At 47.4% G+C, this 19,106-nt stretch carries 28 protein-coding genes; 5 read left to right on the plus strand and 23 right to left on the minus strand.

Annotated elements, in window-relative coordinates:
• Positions 1 to 47 precede the first annotated feature (47 nt).
• The 6 genes from nusB to aroQ form a co-directional block, all read right to left on the minus strand.
• The gene (nusB, locus tag KNQ06_RS10210; RefSeq protein ID WP_023467580.1) at positions 48 to 452 is read right to left on the minus strand and encodes a transcription antitermination factor NusB; all 405 of its coding nucleotides are present in this window, start codon (positions 450 to 452) and stop codon (positions 48 to 50) included.
• A 120-nt stretch (positions 453 to 572) separates the two neighbouring features.
• Positions 573 to 1,925, minus strand: a complete 1,353-nt coding sequence (gene accC / locus KNQ06_RS10215) for an acetyl-CoA carboxylase biotin carboxylase subunit (RefSeq protein ID WP_035409099.1) — start codon at positions 1,923 to 1,925, stop codon at positions 573 to 575.
• 15 nt (positions 1,926 to 1,940) lie between these two features.
• Positions 1,941 to 2,390, minus strand: a complete 450-nt coding sequence (gene accB / locus KNQ06_RS10220; RefSeq protein WP_029341092.1) for an acetyl-CoA carboxylase biotin carboxyl carrier protein — start codon at positions 2,388 to 2,390, stop codon at positions 1,941 to 1,943.
• A gap of 168 nt (positions 2,391 to 2,558) precedes the next feature.
• On the minus strand, positions 2,559 to 3,125 hold the full coding sequence (efp, locus tag KNQ06_RS10225) for an elongation factor P (protein WP_023467577.1): 567 nt from the start codon (positions 3,123 to 3,125) through the stop codon (positions 2,559 to 2,561).
• Positions 3,126 to 3,160: 35 nt separating this feature from the next.
• A complete protein-coding gene (locus KNQ06_RS10230; RefSeq protein WP_023467576.1) occupies positions 3,161 to 4,225 on the minus strand; it encodes a M24 family metallopeptidase in 1,065 nt (354 codons plus the stop codon).
• On the minus strand, positions 4,222 to 4,668 hold the full coding sequence (gene aroQ, locus KNQ06_RS10235) for a type II 3-dehydroquinate dehydratase (RefSeq protein WP_214804413.1): 447 nt from the start codon (positions 4,666 to 4,668) through the stop codon (positions 4,222 to 4,224). Before aroQ ends, KNQ06_RS10230 begins: the two co-directional genes overlap by 4 nt.
• Before the next feature lie 156 nt (positions 4,669 to 4,824).
• Between aroQ and KNQ06_RS10240 the strand changes: the two genes are divergently transcribed.
• Both KNQ06_RS10240 and KNQ06_RS10245 read left to right on the plus strand, forming a co-directional pair.
• Complete coding sequence (locus KNQ06_RS10240) at positions 4,825 to 5,757, plus strand: DUF1385 domain-containing protein (RefSeq protein WP_133207977.1); 933 nt, start codon at positions 4,825 to 4,827, stop codon at positions 5,755 to 5,757.
• Between the two features lie 20 nt (positions 5,758 to 5,777).
• Positions 5,778 to 6,179 (plus strand): SA1362 family protein, encoded by a 402-nt coding sequence (locus KNQ06_RS10245; RefSeq protein ID WP_023467573.1) that lies wholly within the window; start codon positions 5,778 to 5,780, stop codon positions 6,177 to 6,179.
• A gap of 57 nt (positions 6,180 to 6,236) precedes the next feature.
• Here KNQ06_RS10245 and hpt read toward each other — a convergent pair whose 3' ends face one another.
• The 3 genes from hpt to KNQ06_RS10260 form a co-directional block, all read right to left on the minus strand.
• Positions 6,237 to 6,764 carry a hypoxanthine phosphoribosyltransferase gene (gene hpt, locus KNQ06_RS10250; protein WP_064300287.1) on the minus strand — a complete coding sequence of 176 codons (528 nt, stop codon included), beginning with the start codon at positions 6,762 to 6,764 and terminating at the stop codon, positions 6,237 to 6,239.
• Between the two features lie 148 nt (positions 6,765 to 6,912).
• On the minus strand, positions 6,913 to 7,335 hold the full coding sequence (gene mntR / locus KNQ06_RS10255; RefSeq protein ID WP_035398709.1) for a transcriptional regulator MntR: 423 nt from the start codon (positions 7,333 to 7,335) through the stop codon (positions 6,913 to 6,915).
• Positions 7,336 to 7,359: 24 nt separating this feature from the next.
• Positions 7,360 to 8,190 (minus strand): lipoate--protein ligase family protein, encoded by an 831-nt coding sequence (locus KNQ06_RS10260; protein WP_074668436.1) that lies wholly within the window; start codon positions 8,188 to 8,190, stop codon positions 7,360 to 7,362.
• A gap of 138 nt (positions 8,191 to 8,328) precedes the next feature.
• On the opposite strand from KNQ06_RS10260, the gene KNQ06_RS10265 reads away from it, so the two are divergent.
• Positions 8,329 to 8,709, plus strand: coding sequence for a rhodanese-like domain-containing protein (locus KNQ06_RS10265; protein WP_023467569.1), 381 nt, complete (start codon positions 8,329 to 8,331; stop codon positions 8,707 to 8,709).
• 66 nt (positions 8,710 to 8,775) lie between these two features.
• Here KNQ06_RS10265 and gcvPB read toward each other — a convergent pair whose 3' ends face one another.
• From gcvPB to KNQ06_RS10330, 13 genes are all read right to left on the minus strand, one after another.
• Positions 8,776 to 10,245 carry an aminomethyl-transferring glycine dehydrogenase subunit GcvPB gene (gene gcvPB, locus KNQ06_RS10270; RefSeq protein WP_215148128.1) on the minus strand — a complete coding sequence of 490 codons (1,470 nt, stop codon included), beginning with the start codon at positions 10,243 to 10,245 and terminating at the stop codon, positions 8,776 to 8,778.
• Positions 10,238 to 11,584 (minus strand): aminomethyl-transferring glycine dehydrogenase subunit GcvPA, encoded by a 1,347-nt coding sequence (gcvPA, locus tag KNQ06_RS10275; protein WP_035409120.1) that lies wholly within the window; start codon positions 11,582 to 11,584, stop codon positions 10,238 to 10,240. Before gcvPA ends, gcvPB begins: the two co-directional genes overlap by 8 nt.
• Before the next feature lie 13 nt (positions 11,585 to 11,597).
• On the minus strand, positions 11,598 to 12,680 hold the full coding sequence (gene gcvT, locus KNQ06_RS10280; protein ID WP_035409121.1) for a glycine cleavage system aminomethyltransferase GcvT: 1,083 nt from the start codon (positions 12,678 to 12,680) through the stop codon (positions 11,598 to 11,600).
• A 184-nt stretch (positions 12,681 to 12,864) separates the two neighbouring features.
• Positions 12,865 to 13,179 carry a hypothetical protein gene (locus KNQ06_RS10285; RefSeq protein ID WP_023467565.1) on the minus strand — a complete coding sequence of 105 codons (315 nt, stop codon included), beginning with the start codon at positions 13,177 to 13,179 and terminating at the stop codon, positions 12,865 to 12,867.
• Positions 13,176 to 13,661: a shikimate kinase gene (locus tag KNQ06_RS10290; protein WP_215148130.1), complete on the minus strand. Its 486-nt coding sequence runs from the start codon at positions 13,659 to 13,661 to the stop codon at positions 13,176 to 13,178. Before KNQ06_RS10290 ends, KNQ06_RS10285 begins: the two co-directional genes overlap by 4 nt.
• Positions 13,654 to 13,926: a hypothetical protein gene (locus tag KNQ06_RS10295; RefSeq protein WP_251133510.1), complete on the minus strand. Its 273-nt coding sequence runs from the start codon at positions 13,924 to 13,926 to the stop codon at positions 13,654 to 13,656. Before KNQ06_RS10295 ends, KNQ06_RS10290 begins: the two co-directional genes overlap by 8 nt.
• Positions 13,923 to 14,216, minus strand: a complete 294-nt coding sequence (locus tag KNQ06_RS10300; RefSeq protein WP_215148134.1) for a hypothetical protein — start codon at positions 14,214 to 14,216, stop codon at positions 13,923 to 13,925. The genes KNQ06_RS10295 and KNQ06_RS10300 overlap by 4 nt, the downstream gene beginning before the upstream one ends.
• The gene (locus KNQ06_RS10305) at positions 14,209 to 14,568 is read right to left on the minus strand and encodes a type II secretion system protein (protein WP_050678401.1); all 360 of its coding nucleotides are present in this window, start codon (positions 14,566 to 14,568) and stop codon (positions 14,209 to 14,211) included. The genes KNQ06_RS10300 and KNQ06_RS10305 overlap by 8 nt, the downstream gene beginning before the upstream one ends.
• Positions 14,569 to 14,573: 5 nt before the next feature.
• Positions 14,574 to 15,035, minus strand: coding sequence for a prepilin-type N-terminal cleavage/methylation domain-containing protein (locus tag KNQ06_RS10310; protein ID WP_035398319.1), 462 nt, complete (start codon positions 15,033 to 15,035; stop codon positions 14,574 to 14,576).
• Positions 15,004 to 15,315 (minus strand): competence type IV pilus major pilin ComGC, encoded by a 312-nt coding sequence (locus tag KNQ06_RS10315; protein WP_023467559.1) that lies wholly within the window; start codon positions 15,313 to 15,315, stop codon positions 15,004 to 15,006. The genes KNQ06_RS10310 and KNQ06_RS10315 overlap by 32 nt, the downstream gene beginning before the upstream one ends.
• A gap of 17 nt (positions 15,316 to 15,332) precedes the next feature.
• Positions 15,333 to 16,274: a type II secretion system F family protein gene (locus KNQ06_RS10320; RefSeq protein ID WP_251133511.1), complete on the minus strand. Its 942-nt coding sequence runs from the start codon at positions 16,272 to 16,274 to the stop codon at positions 15,333 to 15,335.
• 14 nt (positions 16,275 to 16,288) lie between these two features.
• A complete protein-coding gene (locus KNQ06_RS10325; RefSeq protein ID WP_035398321.1) occupies positions 16,289 to 17,131 on the minus strand; it encodes an ATPase, T2SS/T4P/T4SS family in 843 nt (280 codons plus the stop codon).
• Positions 17,132 to 17,192: 61 nt separating this feature from the next.
• On the minus strand, positions 17,193 to 17,579 hold the full coding sequence (locus KNQ06_RS10330) for a Spx/MgsR family RNA polymerase-binding regulatory protein (protein ID WP_023467556.1): 387 nt from the start codon (positions 17,577 to 17,579) through the stop codon (positions 17,193 to 17,195).
• 224 nt (positions 17,580 to 17,803) lie between these two features.
• Between KNQ06_RS10330 and KNQ06_RS10335 the strand changes: the two genes are divergently transcribed.
• Positions 17,804 to 18,067 carry a DUF2626 family protein gene (locus KNQ06_RS10335; protein ID WP_023467555.1) on the plus strand — a complete coding sequence of 88 codons (264 nt, stop codon included), beginning with the start codon at positions 17,804 to 17,806 and terminating at the stop codon, positions 18,065 to 18,067.
• A 42-nt stretch (positions 18,068 to 18,109) separates the two neighbouring features.
• Here the strand turns inward: KNQ06_RS10335 and KNQ06_RS10340 are convergent, their stop codons facing one another.
• Positions 18,110 to 18,727, minus strand: a complete 618-nt coding sequence (locus tag KNQ06_RS10340) for an MBL fold metallo-hydrolase (protein WP_215148136.1) — start codon at positions 18,725 to 18,727, stop codon at positions 18,110 to 18,112.
• Positions 18,728 to 18,895: 168 nt separating this feature from the next.
• On the opposite strand from KNQ06_RS10340, the gene KNQ06_RS10345 reads away from it, so the two are divergent.
• Positions 18,896 to 19,075, plus strand: coding sequence for a DUF2759 domain-containing protein (locus KNQ06_RS10345; RefSeq protein WP_023467553.1), 180 nt, complete (start codon positions 18,896 to 18,898; stop codon positions 19,073 to 19,075).
• Positions 19,076 to 19,106: the final 31 nt, after the last annotated feature.

The raw sequence follows: 19,106 nt of genomic DNA on the forward strand, positions 1-19,106 counted from the left end.
GTTCGATTCACTCTTCTGTCTGTTTGTCTCTATTCGGTTTTACAAGTTTATGAATTTTCTTTAACGACGCCTTGTGCGACCTTACCGAGAACACCGTTCACGATTTTTGTCGCTTCTTCGTCAGCGAACGCCTTCGTCAATTCAATCGCTTCGTTGATCGTCACTCGAACTGGAATGTTCGTTTCGAATAATAATTCGTAGACGGCTAAGCGAAGAATCGTCCGCTCGATGTTTCCGAGTCGTTCGAATGACCAGTTGACCAGTGCTTCTCGGATGTGTTGGTCAATCGTTGCTTTGTTCGTTTCGACACCGTTCACCAATTGCTCGACGAATGTGTCATATTCCTTACCTTCTACCGCGAATTCAATGGCCTCTTGTGCAGTCAGATCCGAAAGCTCCATTTGGAACAAAGACTGGACTGCGAGTTCGCGTGCCATGTGTCGTTTCATCATGATTTTGCGTGCTCCTTTTTTTGTCGTTCTCAATCAGTTAGTTTAGCACATTCCTCTTTTAAAAAACATAGAGAACGCCAAAAAAAGACGGGAGTTCGTCGCACAAACTCCCGTCCTGATTCAGTTAACGATCGTACCTTTTAGCTCACGCTCTGCGAATTTCGTCGTGAACGTCCCACGCCGGAATACCGGGTGACTGAGAACACGTTCGTGGAACGGGATCGTCGTCTTGACACCTTCGATCCAAAATTCAGCCAGTGCACGTTCCATCTTCGCACATGCTTCTTCCCGTGTTTCCGCATGGACGATCAACTTCGCGACCATCGAGTCATAGTACGGTGGAATCATGTACCCCGGATAGACTGCGCTATCGATACGTACGCCCATTCCGCCTGGTGTCACGTATTGTGTGACGCGTCCAGCAGACGGACGGAAATCATGATCTGGATCCTCGGCATTGATTCGGCATTCGATCGAATGACCGTGGAACTTGATATCCTTTTGTTTGACGGCAAGCGGATGATCGAGCGCGACTTGCAATTGTGCTTGAACGAGGTCGAATCCAGTGATCATCTCCGTTACCGGGTGTTCGACTTGAATGCGCGTGTTCATCTCCATGAAGAAGAACTCTTCCGTCTCTTCGACGAAGATGAATTCGATCGTTCCAGCTCCCGTGTATTGAATCGCTTTTGCGGCTTTTACGGCAGCCTCGCCCATTTTTAATCGTGTCGCTTCACTGACCGCAGGTGATGGCGCTTCCTCGATCAGTTTCTGCATCCGACGCTGGACGGTACAATCCCGTTCACCGAGGTGAATGACATTCCCGTGACGGTCAGCGAGGACCTGTACCTCGACATGGCGGAATTCTTCGATGAAACGTTCTAAATAGACATCCCCGTTTCCGAAAGCTTGTTTTGCTTCACGGCGTGTCTCACTTAGCCCGTTGATCAGCTCTTCTTCCGAACGAGCGACCCGAATCCCTTTACCTCCACCACCTGCTGTTGCTTTGATGATGACCGGATAACCAATTTCTTGCGCCAGTGCGACCGCTTCTTCGTCCGTGACCGTTCCATCTGAACCAGGTACGACAGGCACACCACACTCGATCATCGTTTTCTTCGCAACGTCCTTGATTCCCATCTGACGGATCGCATCTGACGTCGGACCAACAAATTTGATCCCGCATGCTTCACACATCTCAGCAAAATCGACGTTCTCGGCTAAGAAACCATAACCCGGATGGATCATCGTCACTTGACGGTTCGTTGCGATCGCAAGGATATTCGTAACGTTTAAGTAGGATGAAGCAGAACTCGCCTCACCGATACAGTACGCCTCATCGGCTAAACGAACGTGTAAGGCTTCCTTATCCGCTGTCGAGTAGACAGCAACGGTTTGTATTCCAAGTTCCTTCGCCGCTCGAATGATGCGGACGGCGATTTCTCCACGGTTGGCAATCAATAATTTTTCCATGCTGTTCACCCCCGTTTACGGACGGATCCGGAAGAGTGGTTGACCAAATTCAACGAGATCTCCATCGGCGACAAGAATCTCGACGACCGTTCCAGATACTTCCGAGTTTAAGTTATTGAAGAGTTTCATTGCTTCAAGGACACAAACGATCTGACCCACTTCAATCTGATCACCGACTTTGACGTATGCCGGTTTATCTGGATTCGGACGCGAATAGAACGTTCCGACCATCAAGGCATTGATCGTGACCGTATCATCCGCAGTCGCCTCTTCCTCGACTGGTGCTGCCGCTTGCTTCACAGGAGCAGGCGCCGCCACTGGAGCAGCAGGTGCTTGATGCGAGACCGTCACTGTTTCTCCTTGTTTCTTCAACTTTAATTTATACGTATCCGTCTCGAGTGAGAGTTCATTTACACTCGACTGATCGAGCATTTCGAGTACTTGTTTCAACTGATCGATTTTCATCTGTCATTCTTCCCCCATCTATGCTGTATTCACAATTATTATACCAGGTGCTAATGCCTACTCAAATACTTATATTAACTGGTCATACCATTGGATGCAAGTCAAGCTGAATGAAAAAAGACGTCTCTCGACCTGATAGAAGGTGAGAGACGTCTTGTCGTTTCAATATTATCCGTTGTAACGACCTGTGAAATCACCTGTACGTGTATCAACCGTTACTTTTTCGCCTGCTTCGATGAAGAGTGGTACTTGAATGATATGACCTGTCTCCACTGTCGCATTTTTCTTGACGTTCGAAGCCGTATCACCCTTAACGCCAGGCTCTGCTTCAACGATCGTCATGACGACTGTGTTCGGTAATTCAAGACCGAGGATTTCGCCGTTGTAAACCGCGATTTGAACTTCCATGTTTTCAAGCAAGTATGGAAGAGCTGCTTCGACTTGCGCCGTCGTCAATTCCAATTGCTCATACGATTCTGTGTCCATGAAGACGTAAGTCTCGCCCATTGGGTAAAGGTATTGCATCTTGTTACGCTCGATGTGTGCACGCTCGACACGCTCACCACCACGGAATGTCATCTCTTGGATGTTTCCGTTACGGATGTTACGCATTTTCGTCCGAACGAAAGCTGCCCCTTTACCTGGTTTAACATGTTGGAATTCAAGTACTTGCCAAATCATACCGTCTGAAGTCTTAATCGTTAATCCTGTTTTTAAATCGTTTACTGATACCATGAATGGTTCCTCCTAAAATGTCCCGTCACTCTGAATTAGAGAGTGATCAGTTCTTTTGGTGAAGACGAAAGAATTTCTCGACCTGTTTCCGTGATCAAGACGTCATCTTCAATCCGGCATCCGCCAACTTGCGGCACGTAGATACCTGGTTCGACCGTAACGATCATGCCTGGTTCAAGTTTTGTCTCAGAGCGGAACGACAAGCCAGGTCCTTCATGTACTTCTAGACCAATACCGTGTCCCGTCGAGTGACCGAAGTACTCACCGTAACCTGCTTCTTTGATGATATCACGTGTCAACGCGTCCGCTTCGATCCCAGTGATGCCTGGTTTTAAGCCGTCGACACCCGCTAGTTGCGCTTGTAAGACCGTATCGTAGATTTTCTGCAACTCGGCATTGATCGGACCGACTGCGACAGTCCGTGTGATATCTGAAACATAACCGTTCAAGAGCGCTCCGAAATCAAGCGTGACGAGTTCACCTGTCGCAATGACCTTCGAGCTGGCAACACCGTGCGGCAAGGCAGAACGATAGCCCGATGCCACGATCGTATCGAAAGAAGAAGACGTCGCTCCATGCTTACGCATGAAGAATTCTAGTTCATTTGATACTTCAAGTTCCGTTCGTCCTGGTTGAATGTACGTCAAGATGTGTTGGAAGGTCGCGTCTGCGAGCTCCACCGCTTCCTTAATCATCTTAATCTCTGACGAATCCTTAATCAAGCGTAGGTTTTCAATGATTCCTGTCGTCGGAACAAGCTCGATTGCCGAAGCTTGATCGTATGCTTCAAAAGCACCAAGTGTCATCGCATCCTTTTCGACACCAACCGCGCGAACACGCGCTCCTGCCATCAATTCGCCCATCGTCTCTGGAATCGACCGTTCGATTTGGACGATCTCCATTCCTTTAACTTGGTCTGCCGCTTGCTCCGTGTAACGGAAATCCGTCACGAAGTACGCTTGCTCTTCTGTTACGAGACATGCACCACTTGAGCCCGTGAAGCCGGAAATGTAACGAATATTCTCTGCCTTCGTGACGAGTAATCCTGGAAGGTCCCGTTCCTTTAAAGCTGCTTGTAACGCCTCGATCCGTTGTTTCATGATTGATTTCCCCCTTGTTCCGATTGTTGTAAAGCTTGGAGTGCCTCCGTTGCCAGACGATATCCCGTCATGCCAAGTCCAGCGATGACACCTTGGCAGACGGGTGCGATCATCGAATGATGCCGGAAGGATTCACGTGCATGGACATTCGATAGATGGACCTCGATGACGGGCGCTTCGATTGCAGCAATCGCGTCACGTAACGCGATACTCGTATGCGTGTAGGCAGCCGCATTGAAGACGATGCCGTCCGCTCCCCGTTCCTCGTGAAGAACATCAATCAGTCGTCCTTCATGGTTCGATTGTTCAAACCGAAACTGAATGTTCGGAAAATAAGTGCGAAGGTCGTGTTCTAAGTCGGCTAATGTCGCCGTTCCATATGTATCCGGTTCGCGTGATCCGAGTAAATTCAAGTTTGGTCCGTTTAATATCAAGACACGCAAAAAAACACCTCCTCGAATTCCTTTTCATTGTATCATAACCCGATTTCCGACTCCTAAAGATTACCTCGTTTTGACGAGTCGAACATAGTTTTTTTGTCGTAAATCAAGTACACTGACGATACACCTAATTTTAATGAAGACGGGATGCGTTCTATTATGAAAACGACTAATCCGCCGGTCGGTGGTCAAGCCATCGTCGAAGGCGTCATGTTCCAAAATGCGACCCACGCGGTCTCTGCGATTCGTCGAAATGATGAGTCGATCGAGACGTTCGCCCAACAAAAGCCGGTTCGACCACGAATCGCTAAAGGTAAAAAAATCCCACTTCTGCGTGGCTTGTTTGCTTTAATGGAGTCCTCAGCGAATGGCGCCAGTCATATGAACTTCGCAAGTGACCGATACGGTGTCAAACCTGGTGAAGAAGAGCCGGAAGAAACGACTGCCAGCCCCTTGACGAAATGGCTCGGCGTAGCTGTAGTCGGGATCCTATCATTCTTTTTCGGTAAATTACTCTTTACGTTACTACCTGCTTTCCTTGCATCATTATTCGATGTGATCCCTGCTTTATCGGGACATGTCATTCAAAATGTCATCGAAGCAACAATCAAATTAACGCTTTTGTTCAGTTACCTCTACGTGATTTCATTGACTCCGCTCGTCAAACGACTCTTTCAATATCACGGTGCAGAGCATAAGGTCATCAACTGCGTCGAATCAGGACGCCCACTCACGGTCGAAAACGTTCGCGTCAGCAGTCGTCTTCATTACCGTTGCGGCTCGAGTTTCTTGATCTTCACCGTCATCGTCGGATTTTTCGTCTATCTGATCGTGCCAACGGATCCGCTTTGGTTGCGTCTCGTCTGCCGGATCGCCTTATTACCGGTCGTCATCGGTCTTTCATTTGAAGTGTTACAGCTGACGAATAAAGCGCAGCACATCAAAGGACTTCGCGTCATCGCCTTGCCTGGCCTATGGTTACAATACTTGACGACGAAGGAACCGGACGATGCACAGATCGAGGTTGCGATTTATGCGTTTGAAGCATTGGAAAAACAGGAACATAACCTACATGAGAATGCACTGGGTTAATCGATAACAGGGGTGATATTATGATCAGACAACGCATTGGTTCTACATTTGCACTCGTCGTGTTACTGTTCGCTTTTGTCGGCTTTGGATATAAACTCGTCAATAATCCAAGTAGTCTGTTTTCACAATTGCTGTTCTTCGGGATTACCGCCGGGATCATCTTCTTGCTCTTTAAGTTCCTGACTCGTAATCGAAGCGTCGGAACGGGCGCAAATGCTCAGTACCGAAAATCCGTCGCTCAATCAAAAAAAATGCATGGCTCTTCGAATTCTGTTCGCCGGACAGACTTTAAGAAAAAACCGGTCAAGTCCTCAAAAGCGCCGGCATCGAATAAAGTCAGACCGTTGCGCGATCGTTCAAAAGCGCCTCATCTGACAGTTATCGAAGGAAAAAAAGGCAAAAAGAAAAAACGTGCTTTTTAATTTCAGAAGTACATTAAAAAGGAGATTCGTCATGCGACGAACCTCCTTTTTTCGTGTTCAATCCGTTTCGACCCAACCGATATACGGTAGATTGCGATATTCCTCCGCACAATCGATTCCGTACCCAACAACGAAGTAATCCGGAATCTCGAAACCGACATAGTCTGCGTCGAGTTTTACTTCACGACGTGCCGGTTTATCAAGCAATGTACATACTTTGAGAACTCCGGGTTGATGCAATTTCATGTGATCACATAAGAAATGGAGCGTCCGCCCTGTGTCGATGATATCTTCGATGACGACGACATATTTCCCTTGCACATCGAGATCGAGATCTTTCTTCAACTGAACACGCCCTGAAGAGACGGTCTTTGTTCCGTAAGAAGAGCACGCGACTGTATCAATTTGAACGCTTCCTTTGATTTCGCGCATCAAATCGGCAGCAAAGACCATCGACCCTTTCAACACGACGACGAGAACGATTTGACGCCCAGCCGCATCCACTTCGATCTGTTGTGCTAATTCACGAACCTTTTCTTTCAGTTGTGACTCCGACACTAATTTTTCTTTAATCGTGATTTCCATGACAAGGTGCGAACACCCGCCACCCCCTTCGTCCATTTTCAGGCTCAGTATAGCATATCTAACTTAAAATGCGCACTTTATCATAAAAATGTAATGGATCGTTCGTGTTTAAGAATTTTTTTAGCAAGGAACTATAAAAAAACAAGCCTCAATCCTCTGGATGGGCTTGTTGATAGCGATGCAGTTCCTCTTTCAAACCAGGACGTTCCGCAAAGAACTGAATCATTCCGTTAATCTTATCCAACGCTTCGATACTAATATGATGCTCGATTCCTTCGACATCCTTATAAATCAGTTCTTCATCCACACCAACGAGACGAAGAAAATCTTCAAGTAAGGCGTGTCGTTCCACGAGACGCTTTCCGATTTTGCGTCCTTTAGGTGTCAGCATGAGACCCCGATACTTTTCGTAAACAAGGTACGTCTCCCGGTCGAGTTTTTGAACCATCTTCGTTACCGAGGACGGGTGAACTCCTAACGACTCCGCTATATCCGATACGCGGGCATATCCCTTATCTTCAATCAGTTTATAAATTTGTTCCAAATAATCTTCCATACTCGGAGTTGGCACGACATCACCTTCCCATTTCATTCATTAGCGTTTCCAGTTCCACTCATCACTACGGTATTTCTCGGCAAGACGCTCAATCTCCTGCCACTGCTCACTCGTGAATGTCAACGGAACGAACGACAAATCAAGCGCCTCTTCGAAGCCTTTCGTGAATGCTTCTCGTACCTCGTCAAATGCGACAGCGCGACCTGCTAGCTCATTCAAAGCGACAGCTTTTCCTGAAAAACGCGCTTTCATCCGCTCGCGCGTCGACTCATCATCATACAAGAAACAATCAAACAATTCACCTTCATCGACAGAGAGTGGGACCGAACCGTGCTGTAAGACAACGCCTTGATGGCGGACTTGTGCACTTCCTGCGACTTTCCGTTTTCCTACAGCGAGTTCATAATACGATGCTGCATCAAAACAGACGGCTGATTTCGGCTTCCGTAATTCTTCTTTTTCCTCTTCCGTCAATGGAACGGAAAATTCGACCGGAATGCCGAGGTGATGGTATCCTTTGCGAATCCCTTCCGTCAACATCCGATAACTTTCGATGACCGTGCGTGGTAAACCTTCTGTATCTTCCGGGATGACGACACTGTATGTCAACTCGTCTGCATGCAAGACAGCGCGCCCTCCTGTCATCCGACGCACGATCGGAATCCCGAGCTCTGCAATCCGCTTTCGATCGATATCACGGGTTGCCCGTTGAAAATGACCAACACTTAATCCACGTGGTTCCCATGAGTAAAAACGAAGCGTCGGTGCGATCTCCCCCCGCCCGACGAACTGAATCAATGCTTCATCGATTGCCATGTTCATTGCCGGCTCCATCGCCGGCGTCGTCAACACTTGCCACTCTCTGTTCACTTGAGCACCCCCAAAACGTTTCCGTCTTAGTGTATCAAACCCATTCTCGGTCGCGCAATCACGAGTCGATTGCCGAAATCGATTTCGTTGACTATAATGAAACAGAGGTTAAACGAACGAAGGGGTTGGAAGTCGAATATGGAAACTGGAACTATCATTACGATCGTATTATGGGTCGCGCTGATCGCCTACATCGCTTGGCGTTTCATGCCGGTCAAAGGCATTACGAAATTGTCGCAAGAAGAATTCCGCGCGAACTACCGTAAAGCACAAATCGTCGATGTTCGCGAAACACAGGAATTCAAAGGTGGACACATCGTCGGTGCCCGTAACATCCCGGTCAGCCAAATGAAGATGCGCTCGAAGGAATTACGAAAAGACATGCCGATTTACTTGTATTGTCAAGGTAGCATGCGTTCTTCACAGGCTGCAAAAGTCTTGAAAAAAGCAGGCTATACGAATCTGTATCAGTTAAAAGGCGGATTCAAGCAGTGGTCAGGAAAAATCAAACGGAGCTAATGCTTCGTTCATCGCAAAAAGAGGATCTCTCCTTCGTCGGAGAGGTCCTCTTTTTTATGAAACAGCTTATGCGTGTACTTCTTGTTTTGGTTCGTAGCGTAAGACTGGTTTTCGAGCAGCAAGTGTCTCGTCCATCCGTTTGACGACCGTCGTGTGTGGTGCGTTCAAGACGACATCCGGTGTCTCTTCGACCTCTTTTGCAATCTGGAGCATCGCATCACAGAAGGCATCGAGTGTTTCTTTCGACTCTGTTTCCGTCGGTTCGATCATGATACACTCCTCGACGTTCAACGGGAAGTAGATCGTTGGTGGATGGTATCCAAAGTCAAGCAGACGTTTAGCGATGTCAAGCGTCCGGACACCTAGTGCTTTTTGACGTTTACCCGACAAGACGAATTCGTGCTTGCAATAGACGTCGTATGGCGCGTCATACGCACCTTTGAGACGAGCCAACATATAGTTCGCATTCAAGACCGCTTCTTTCGAGACGCGAGCAAGACCTGCTCCACCCATCGTCCGAATATAGCTATAGGCACGAACATTGATGCCGAAGTTACCGTAGAATGGTTTGACACGACCGATTGCTTCCGGACGATCGTAGTCGAGGACATAACGCTCTTCCTCTTTGCGGACGATTGGTTTCGGTAAATACGGAATCAAATCTTGTTTGACCCCTACTGGACCCGATCCTGGTCCGCCGCCACCGTGCGGTCCTGTGAACGTCTTATGCAAGTTCAAATGGACGACATCAAAGCCCATGTCCCCTGGTCGAGCGATGCCCATGATCGCATTCGAGTTCGCACCATCGTAGTACAGTTTTCCGCCTGCCTCATGAACCGCTTTGGCGATATCGACGATATCCGACTCAAATAAACCGAGCGTGTTTGGATTCGTCAACATGAGTGCCGCTGTATCGTCACCGACTTTTTTCTTTAAGTCCGCTAAATCAACGAGACCACGTTCATCCGATAAGACCGTCACGGTATCAAATCCAGCGACAGATGCCGATGCGGGGTTCGTTCCATGTGCCGAGTCCGGTACGAGGACTTTCGTCCGTTTAAAGTCACCACGTGCATGATGGTAGGCCTTAATCAACATCAAGCCTGTCCATTCACCGTGTGCTCCCGCCGCCGGCTGAAGCGTCACTTCATCCATTCCTGTGATGACTGCTAGTTTTTCTTGCAGATCATACATCAAACCGAGTGCCCCTTGGACACTTTCGACTGGTTGAAGCGGGTGAATGTGTGCAAACCCAGGGAGGCGTGCCATATCTTCATTGATTTTCGGATTGTATTTCATTGTACATGACCCGAGTGGATAGAATCCAGAATCCACACCATGGTTACGGTTCGAGAGTGCCGTGTAGTGACGGACGAGATCCAGTTCAGATACTTCCGGTAGCGCCACGTCTTCCTTCCGTAACATCGAGGTCGGTAACAATTCTTCTACTGCCACCTCATCGACAGTCGGTAACGGTAAGCTATAGGCGATACGACCCGGTTTAGAAATTTCAAAGATCAATGTTTGCTCATTCATGTGTGAGTCCCCCTAACGCTGTCACGAATTGATCCAACTCTTCATTCGTCCGTAATTCCGTTGCACAAACAAGCATTTCATTTTGACGTGCCGCGTCATAAGCGCCTAACGGCAAACCGCCGATGATCCCGTGATCGAGCAATTGTTGACTCGCACGTGTCGCGTCGATTGGTAGCGTAACAACAAATTCATTGAAGCTCGGTCCATCGTCAACGATCGTAAAGCCAGCCTGTTTCAGCTTTTGTTTTAAGGCATGTGCCGTTTGCAAGTTACGTGTCGCGAGTTCCCGGATACCCCGTTTTCCGAGTGCACTCATCGCGATCGAAGCAGCGAGTGCATTCAACGCTTGGTTCGAACAGATGTTAGATGTCGCCTTGTCACGGCGAATGTGTTGTTCACGTGCTTGTAACGTCAGAACGAAACCGCGTTTCCCATTCTCATCGACGGTCTGTCCAACGAGACGTCCCGGAATCTTACGCATCAACGCTTTTGTCGTCGTGAAATAACCACATGTCGGTCCACCAAAGCTTTGTGGAATTCCGAACGGTTGGCAATCTCCGATCGTAATGTCAGCGCCAAGTTTACCTGGCGCTTCTAAGATACCGAGTGCCAGTGGATTCGCAGAGACGATGAAGAGCGCACCACGTGCATGTGTCGCATCGGCCAATGCTTGTAGTTCTTCGACACGACCGTAGAAGTTCGGATACTGCACGATGACACAGGCGACGTCTTCGATGGCATCGAGTTGATCGATCCGTGTGACACCTTGCTCAAGCGATAATGTCTCGACGTTTAGTCCTGGACCGTTCGCATACGTCCGAACGACATCGTGTGCCTCCGGGTGAACGCCGTCTGAAAGAACGATCGTCTTTTTCTTCGTATGGGCACAAGCAAGCATAGCCGCTTCCGCTAACGCCGTGATACCGTCATACATCGAAGAATTCGCGACATCCATCCCTGTCAATTCACAAATCATCGATTGGAATTCAAAAATCGCTTGTAGTTCACCTTGCGAAATCTCTGGCTGATACGGTGTATAGGCAGTGTAAAACTCTGAGCGCAGTAACATATGATTGACGACAGCAGGTGCATAGTGATCATAGATGCCTGCGCCAAGGAACGATGGATATTGTTTCGTATTCATGTTTTGGTCGGCAAGCTTCGATAGCGTCCGAATCAAGTCCGTTTCCGGAAGTGGCACACCGACTTCTTCCAATGTACCGTTATCACGGACGGATGCCGGGATATCAGCGAGTAAATCTTCGATCGATGCTGCACCGATCGTCTGTAACATCGCCTGCTCATCTTCTGCTGTCATTGGTAAATAACGAAAATCCATAGAAATATCCCCCTTATTTCGTGCGACGATAAAACGGTGTCGCTGTTCGTTTCGCTGCTAAACGTTTTCCGCGTACTTCCACTTCAAATTGCTCTTGTTCCGCTACTTCTGCAGGAACGAGTGCCCAAGCAATCGCTTTTCCGACTGTCGGCGGCAACGTACCTGTCGTCACCACACCAACGACTTCCCCGTCATGCCAAACCGGTGCATCTTGACGCGCAATCCCTTTATCGAGTAATTCAAGACCGATCAAGCGTCGCGGTGCTCCTTGTTCTTTCTGTTGCAACAAGACTTCCGAACCGACGAACGGTTTGACTTGTGGTTTGACCGCAAAGCCCATTCCCGCTTCGATTGGTGAAATCGTTGCTGATAATTCATGTCCATAAAGTGGAAGACATGCCTCAAAACGTAATGTGTCACGTGCCCCGAGCCCGCATGGTACGACACCTTGCTCAAGCAGTGCTTGCCAGACAGCAGGTGCGTCACCAGCTGCCATGTAGAGTTCGAACCCATCTTCCCCTGTGTACCCACTGCGTGAGACGATCATTTCCACTCCTGCAACCGTCCCCCGTTGGAACTTGAAAAATCCGATCTCTGATAAGACAAGTGGTGTCATGCCGGAAAGGATGGCTTCCGCACGTGGTCCTTGGACCGCAATTTGACCATATTGTTCCGATTGATTCTCAAGCGTGACGTCCCCTGTTAGATAGTGACGTAAATGTTGTTCGTCTTTTTCAATGTTCGAAGCATTGACGACGAGAAGATAGTCCGTTTCTGCCAAACGATAGACGAGTAAATCATCCACTGTCCCACCGTCTTCTTGGCATAAGACGTTATATTGCGCTTGCCCCACCGCAATCTTCGAAATATCGTTCGATAATGTAGCTTGTAAAAACGTCAGAGCATCCGGTCCGCTGACGAACAGTTCTCCCATGTGCGAGACATCGAACATGCCGACGTTCTCCCTTACTGCAACGTGTTCTTCTTTAATCGAGGAAAACAAAACTGGCATTTCAAATCCCGCAAAATCCACCATCTTACCGGTTTGCGAAACCGTCTCGAATAACGGTGTTCTTTTCAATGTCGTTTGACTCATACAAATCCCCCTATTTACGAACGTTTTCGCTCTCTCTTCTCTTTAATGTTCCATTTTCAAATCCATCTTACCAATTAAAATCATAATTATCTAGTATTATTCGGAAAAAGGAACATACGAAAAAGAGAGAAAGGACCCTGTCCCTTCTCTCCTATTGTTTCATATTCTTCCCATGAAAGCCATTTCAAAATTGTTTGATTCCGGCAGTTCGTTTGATTTCCTCCTGGAGTCGACGACCTTCCGTCACCAATTGGCTCGCTCCTTGCTTCACACGATTTCCTTCTTCAGTGATTCGATTGATATTCCCTTTGATTTGATCGATTCGCTGCGTCGTATGATCAATGTTCGTCTGCAAGGTTTGCTGACGAATCGTAAAGCGCTCCATCAGTTGTTTTAACTGCCGAATATCCTGAGACAGCTTCTTTTTGTAAAGACTGAATCCGAACAACACGAGTCCTATGATAGCCAATAAAATAATACCTAACGTAATCCAAATCATGACTTCTCCTCCAATACAGTTTCAATCGCACGCGTTAATTCTTCGATTGATGCCGTTCCTTCAAGTCGGACAGTAGCTACTCCAGCATATAAGGAATAGCGACGTTCAAACAATCGTCTCACTTGTTCCCGTTCTGTCACGAGTGGACGATTCGGATCAACGGCGATACGTTCCCAAATCAAATCAAAGGGTGTATCGATCCAGACGACTGTTCCGGACTCCTGCATGTACAGTCGGTTCTCTTCTCGTTCGACGATCCCGCCACCTGTGACGACCACTTCCGCATTGCTACTCTTCAACAATTCGCTTTCATGTGTACGAAACCCTGCTTCGCCATGCTCAGCGAAAAAAGCGGTAATCGTTTGTCCATGTTCCTGTTCGAACCGTTCATCCAGTTCGTCGACCTCGTATTGTGAACCCAATCGATGTCCGACGGCTGTTTTACCAGTTCCCATAAACCCAATCAAATAAACCTTACTCATGTGTGACGACCGCCTCGATTCTTTGACCATTCTCTAATCTCGCTTCCATTTTAAAGCCTTTATCGGTCGCTGTACAGCTGACTTGTCCGATTGGGTAGCGGAGGGTCTCGTCCTTCGTACAATCTGTTTTCGCCGCTCGGATGAGAGATTCAAGTTGGAGCGCTTCTTGCTCTAACTGATGATGCCTCATCTCTTCGTCAATCTGCTGGCAAGAAATCAAGAGCACGACTCCCATTCCTAGAAGTAACAGTAACGTTTGAATCAAGATGAATCCTTCCTGACGCATCGGAAGGAACGTCTGCTGTCGTTCAACTGAATCGAGAGAATCTCGGCATCGCCTGTCACGGTATATTGTTTGACGTCGCGGGCGTATATCAGTTCACCTCCCTGTTCTTTCTTGAGACGTAGTTGATCTTGCACACGGACGAGACGCCACTTTTCAGCGGTCTCTCCCGGATTGACGTCCATTCCACGAATCTCGTCTCCGACGCGCTCACACATCGTACTGCGCCACATCAGTCGTTCCACGGTATGAAAGAACAACTCTTCATTCATTCGGTTGACTTCCGGCGGACGAACGAGTGGGGTCAATGTCAAGATTGCCAGCAGAAGAAGTGGGCTCAGCCATAGGACGAATGACAGTTCGAGAAGGGTCATTCCGGATTCCGCTCGCAAGACACATCGTTTCATTGCACCACGCTCCTTGTTTCAGGACATAGGACGCTGTTCGGTTTTCAACTTGATCCGTCGCCATCTGCTCAAGCTGTTCCGTCTCTTGTTCCCATTTCATTTGTTTCGTCCGTAACTCGAGATAAGGATCGATCGCTAACGTCATGAAGATACCGATCGCAACGATAGAGAGCATCACTTCAAGCAAAGAGAAGCCCGCTTGGCGTTCGTTCTGCATACTTCTCACCTCACTTTACGGATTGCCATTTGATAGTTCCCAAGTAAGAATTTGATTTCATATTCGGCTGTTGCCGAACGGCAAGACCAGGTCGCTGCATAGATCGAGTGATAGCTTTTAAAATAGATGATGCGATTCGAGGGCGGAACGGTACACGTATGACCATTTTGGAATGTTCGTTGCCATAACAACCGGTCATCCGCAAGGACAAGGTATCCCGTACCGTCCCCTCGAAATCGAAACTGCATCAATGCTTGATCTTGCTTTGAGTACTGCATCAGTCGAAGTGTCTGAATATCTTGTTCCATCAGACGAACCTCTTGTTCAAGCGGAATCCAGTCCGGTCGTTTTTCAAACAGTGCCGGCAACAAAAAAACAAGTAAACAAGCTATGATTGTCAGCACCGCCGTCATCTCAAATAAGGTAAATCCTTGTTCACTTCGTAAGTTCGCCAGTCTTCGGATCATACGTATACGTCTCCTGATCACAGACGAGGGCATTCGGTTTATCAGCTGTTCCGCGATTGATTGTCTGGAGCGATTCCGGGTACTTTTTCTCTTTGGCATAGTAAAGGTTTACCTCTGACCGAATGACTCGAATGTTCGCCTCACAACTGACACCTTTCGCCTGGTCCTTTCCACTTGTCATCGTTGGAATCAAAACGAGCAGTAACAACGAAATGATCAATAAGACGGCTGCCATCTCAAGTAAGGTGAATCCATCCTGTCGCTTTAAGAATTGTTTCATCGTATCGTCTCCTCTATTTAGAATGGAAGCTGCTGTATCGCTAGCTGAATCGGATAATACAAGATGAGAAACAACGTTCCCGTCATGATCGTCAATCCGCCGTACAAAATCGGCTCGATCCATAACAACTTTTTCTCTAGTTCCTCTTCCATCGACTCATGCAAGAGTGTCACTTGTTCAAGCAACAACGGACCAAGATTGCCACTTTCCCGCGCCAAATGGACGATTCCAATCGTCTCGGCTTCGATGATTTCATCTTCGCCAAGCGCTTCTGCAAGTGGTTCCCCTGCCTGTTGTTTAGCATGTAGACGAGCATAGAGGTGTCCTTTTTTATTCGCTTGTCCTTGCTCTAGATGACGAAAGGTCTCTTCAAGCGAGAAGCCAGCATCGATGAACGATCCTACTTCGATCGTGAATAAATAGCTGTAGTAGAGACGAATCAAACGCTGTAGCGGTTTCAGTCGTAAAATACGGTTTAACGGAAAAAAGCGAAAAAAGAGGTAACTGGAGGTTAACAAAATAACGGGAATACTTGCGAGCAGATATTTCGCAGAGGGGTGAAGAAGGAGATGAAGAAATGAGGGGAGAGTCTTCGGGTCCGACATCTCGAGGAGAGACGGAAATACGTAGAGGGCGTAAAAGAAGAACAGGAGGAATAGACTGGTCGCTAGAACAAGCGGATACCGGATCATCTTCCAAAACTTCGATCGCATTTCTGTTTCGAGGTCGAGCAGTTTCACGATTTGGCGAAGGACGAGCAACGGTCGTTCTGTCCTTTCTCCAACAAAAAGAAGTCGTTTTAAAGTATTCGTTAACGCAAGCGGTTCAAGCGATGCTGAAAAGGAGTCTCCTTTTTCAAGACAGCGTTCCATTTCTCCGACTACTTCGGAGAACGGCTGACGCTCGAATCGTTTTAAAATGAGTAACGTCTCTTTCGCGGAAATGCCTTTTGATAACAAGCGATGATATCGTTTTAAGAACCGACTTTGATCGCGGCTTGTAAGTTTCTGACGGTACAGCGGACATCCTCTCCTTTTCGCTCGAGATGAATGATGCGTTGACAGACAGCCAGTTCTGACTCTTCGATACCTAAACTGCGCAATCGCAATCGCGCCTCATCAATACTTCCAGCGTGTAACGTAAACAACACGACGTGACCACTAAGTGCGGCATTCATCGTCAAACGTGCTGCCTCTCTCGTCCGCACCTCACCAAAAGCAATCCAATCCGGATCCGCTCGCAATATTTCTTCAAAACATCGCGTAGCAGTGAACCCTGCTTTTTCATTTAGTTCCAGTTGCAAGACGTTTGGTACCGTACACTCCACCGGATCTTCAATCGAGATGATTCGTTTTTCTTCCATCGCACTCATCAAGGAATATAACATCGTCGTCTTTCCTGCGCCTGTCGATCCAGAAATGACGATACACCCGTGTCGTTGTTCAGCTAACCAAGCGAAGTCCAATTGATCGTGTAACGTTCGTAAAGCCGTTTCTTGAGAGACCGTCGAACGATAAAATCGCCACGACATTGCATCTCCTTGTCGACTCGGTAACAACGAGACCCGCATTCCCTTTTTCCCGTGCGGATACAAACCACTTTGCGGAATCCGCTCATTTTGTTCCTTTAAGTTCGCCTCATAGCGAACATGACTGACAAGCGTTCGATAACGCGTCAATTCCACCTCTTCTTGTTCACACAGACCGTCACCCGTTCGACAAATGATCCGGACGCAAGCTTCATTCGGTACGAAATGAACGTCTGTTGCACCAAGTGATTCGAATCGTTCCATGAGTTGTGTCGTCCATTCCTTCATTTCTCTTCACCTCCTTAAGCAGACAATACACAAAAAAAAGAAGCCGACCAAACCGGCTTCTTTACGATACGTGTGCGATTGTACGATGTTTACGCTTCGCCAATGTCTCAAGACCTGGTTTATCGTATCCGATAACAAGTTGTTTTCCATCAGTGATGATTGGGCGGCGTAATAATTTCGGATTGTCACTCATGAGGCGTAATAACTCACTGAGTTTCATGTCTTCAATATCAATGCCGAGATCTTTGAAGGCTTGACTGCGTGTTGCGAGCAAACTTTCAATCCCATCCGTCGATAATTTCAACAGTTCCATGAGTTCATCAACTGTTGGAGCATTTCTGAACAGATGACGTTCCTCTACATCAACATGTTCCTCTTTTAACCATGATTTCGTTTTACGACATGATGTACAGCTTGGGTATGTGAAAAAGACTAACTCATTCGTCATTTTTGCTCCTCCTCTCAAAGTGTGGGGTTTCATTACAGTTACTATAGCACGCCATTTTAACTTTGTACACCTTTTGTACAACTATTGTACAACTTTTTTTGAAACTTCATCTTTTGTTCACAGTTATTCCTTAACAATCACTAGAACAGGATGGACGGATGATTGTTTGCTTGGTAAAATAAGTACGTATATTGACTATCTGTCGGATTTAGGGGGTTATAGGAATGGGGAGAATGTACCGCGTACTCGGTTTCTGGACTGGTATCATCGCAGTCATGGCATTTATCGGCGCATTGGGTGGCGATGCAAGCTCAAGTGAGCATACGGATTCATTTTTAGTCATGGGCTTCGTCTTCTTAGCACAAACTGTCTTTTTTGCAGCGCTTGGTTACTTGCGCTTAACTGAAAAAACGTATGTCTATATCTTTGGAGCTTACTTAACTGTATTTTTCATCGTCTTTACGTACTGGTCAAACTTCCAGATGTAATGAAAAAAACTCGTCATCCTTTTGGATGACGAGTTTTTTTAGTCAAAGGAATGGATTCGATTTCATTTCTTGACGAATCGTCGTACTCGGACCATGTCCTGGATAGATCGTCGTATCTGCCGGTAGTTCCGCGATGAGTCGATCCAGTGAACGCATCAATACGTCTTGATCCCCACCATGAAGATCCGTCCGTCCGACGCCTTGCTGGAACAAGAGATCTCCACCGAACGCGATCCGCTCTCCTTTGAAGTAGAACGTCACACTTCCTGGTGAGTGCCCTGGCGTCTCAAGAACATGCATCGAAAAGCTACCGACCGTCAGCCGTCCTGGTTGCAACAAATGGTCTGCTGGTTTCATCCGCATCGGCGGCATTCCGAATTTTGCCGAACCATTCCATTCTGGATTACCGAGCCATCCTGCTTCTTCCATATGCACGTAGACAGGAGCTTCCGTGAAGCGTCGTAACATATCGACACCTCCGATATGGTCAAAATGCGCATGCGTCAACAAAATCGCTTTTAAAGTCGCTCCCCGACTTTCAATCTCATCGAAAAACCGCATATCTTCTGTACCTGGATCAATGACAAGACATTCCTTGTCTTTAAATAATAAATAACCATTCTCAGATGCCATACCGGAAGTGATCATTACGATTTCCATTCTATAAAACCCCTTTACAATAGACTCTTCTCCTACTATACACGAAATTGTCGAAAGTTCCTGCAACGCCCTCTCGACTTTATCCCGCGAGTCGGATAAACTAAAAAGTGAGATTTAAGTGAAATCTTCGTGAAATTCATAACGTGATTGTTTAAGGGGGAGTACGTCATGCATTTGGATCAACCAATCGGTTGGCTTTTCTTCTTCGTCGCACTCGTCGGCGTTTGGGCCGTCGTTCGTTCACTTAAGAAACGCCAAATGTTTCCACTCGTATTCGCAGGTCTGACTGTCGTCTTATTCGGCTGGTTCGGGATTGCGACATTGATTTACGGCGGTATTCCATCGTAATCAAGATACGTTAAAAAGAGAGATGCCTCGC

The organism is Exiguobacterium sp. s91, assembly GCF_018618915.1.
GTDB lineage: Bacteria > Bacillota > Bacilli > Exiguobacteriales > Exiguobacteriaceae > Exiguobacterium_A > Exiguobacterium_A abrahamii.

What these genes read in the sequence shown, in the direction of transcription:
- nusB (WP_023467580.1), bottom strand. Translation starts at nt 452, where the DNA reads ATGATGAAACGACACATGGCACGCGAACTCGCAGTCCAGTCTTTGTTC.
- accC (WP_035409099.1), bottom strand. Translation starts at nt 1,925, where the DNA reads ATGGAAAAATTATTGATTGCCAACCGTGGAGAAATCGCCGTCCGCATC.
- accB (WP_029341092.1), bottom strand. Translation starts at nt 2,390, where the DNA reads ATGAAAATCGATCAGTTGAAACAAGTACTCGAAATGCTCGATCAGTCG.
- efp (WP_023467577.1), bottom strand. Translation starts at nt 3,125, where the DNA reads ATGGTATCAGTAAACGATTTAAAAACAGGATTAACGATTAAGACTTCA.
- KNQ06_RS10230 (WP_023467576.1), bottom strand. Translation starts at nt 4,225, where the DNA reads ATGAAACAACGGATCGAGGCGTTACAAGCAGCTTTAAAGGAACGGGAC.
- KNQ06_RS10240 (WP_133207977.1), top strand. Translation starts at nt 4,825, where the DNA reads ATGAAAACGACTAATCCGCCGGTCGGTGGTCAAGCCATCGTCGAAGGC.
- KNQ06_RS10245 (WP_023467573.1), top strand. Translation starts at nt 5,778, where the DNA reads ATGATCAGACAACGCATTGGTTCTACATTTGCACTCGTCGTGTTACTG.
- hpt (WP_064300287.1), bottom strand. Translation starts at nt 6,764, where the DNA reads ATGGAAATCACGATTAAAGAAAAATTAGTGTCGGAGTCACAACTGAAA.
- KNQ06_RS10265 (WP_023467569.1), top strand. Translation starts at nt 8,329, where the DNA reads ATGGAAACTGGAACTATCATTACGATCGTATTATGGGTCGCGCTGATC.
- gcvPB (WP_215148128.1), bottom strand. Translation starts at nt 10,245, where the DNA reads ATGAATGAGCAAACATTGATCTTTGAAATTTCTAAACCGGGTCGTATC.
- gcvPA (WP_035409120.1), bottom strand. Translation starts at nt 11,584, where the DNA reads ATGGATTTTCGTTATTTACCAATGACAGCAGAAGATGAGCAGGCGATG.
- gcvT (WP_035409121.1), bottom strand. Translation starts at nt 12,680, where the DNA reads ATGAGTCAAACGACATTGAAAAGAACACCGTTATTCGAGACGGTTTCG.
- KNQ06_RS10285 (WP_023467565.1), bottom strand. Translation starts at nt 13,179, where the DNA reads ATGATTTGGATTACGTTAGGTATTATTTTATTGGCTATCATAGGACTC.
- KNQ06_RS10290 (WP_215148130.1), bottom strand. Translation starts at nt 13,661, where the DNA reads ATGAGTAAGGTTTATTTGATTGGGTTTATGGGAACTGGTAAAACAGCC.
- KNQ06_RS10300 (WP_215148134.1), bottom strand. Translation starts at nt 14,216, where the DNA reads ATGAATGAAGAGTTGTTCTTTCATACCGTGGAACGACTGATGTGGCGC.
- KNQ06_RS10305 (WP_050678401.1), bottom strand. Translation starts at nt 14,568, where the DNA reads ATGCAGAACGAACGCCAAGCGGGCTTCTCTTTGCTTGAAGTGATGCTC.
- KNQ06_RS10310 (WP_035398319.1), bottom strand. Translation starts at nt 15,035, where the DNA reads ATGATCCGAAGACTGGCGAACTTACGAAGTGAACAAGGATTTACCTTA.
- KNQ06_RS10315 (WP_023467559.1), bottom strand. Translation starts at nt 15,315, where the DNA reads ATGAAACAATTCTTAAAGCGACAGGATGGATTCACCTTACTTGAGATG.
- KNQ06_RS10325 (WP_035398321.1), bottom strand. Translation starts at nt 17,131, where the DNA reads ATGAAGGAATGGACGACACAACTCATGGAACGATTCGAATCACTTGGT.
- KNQ06_RS10330 (WP_023467556.1), bottom strand. Translation starts at nt 17,579, where the DNA reads ATGACGAATGAGTTAGTCTTTTTCACATACCCAAGCTGTACATCATGT.
- KNQ06_RS10335 (WP_023467555.1), top strand. Translation starts at nt 17,804, where the DNA reads ATGGGGAGAATGTACCGCGTACTCGGTTTCTGGACTGGTATCATCGCA.
- KNQ06_RS10340 (WP_215148136.1), bottom strand. Translation starts at nt 18,727, where the DNA reads ATGGAAATCGTAATGATCACTTCCGGTATGGCATCTGAGAATGGTTAT.
- KNQ06_RS10345 (WP_023467553.1), top strand. Translation starts at nt 18,896, where the DNA reads ATGCATTTGGATCAACCAATCGGTTGGCTTTTCTTCTTCGTCGCACTC.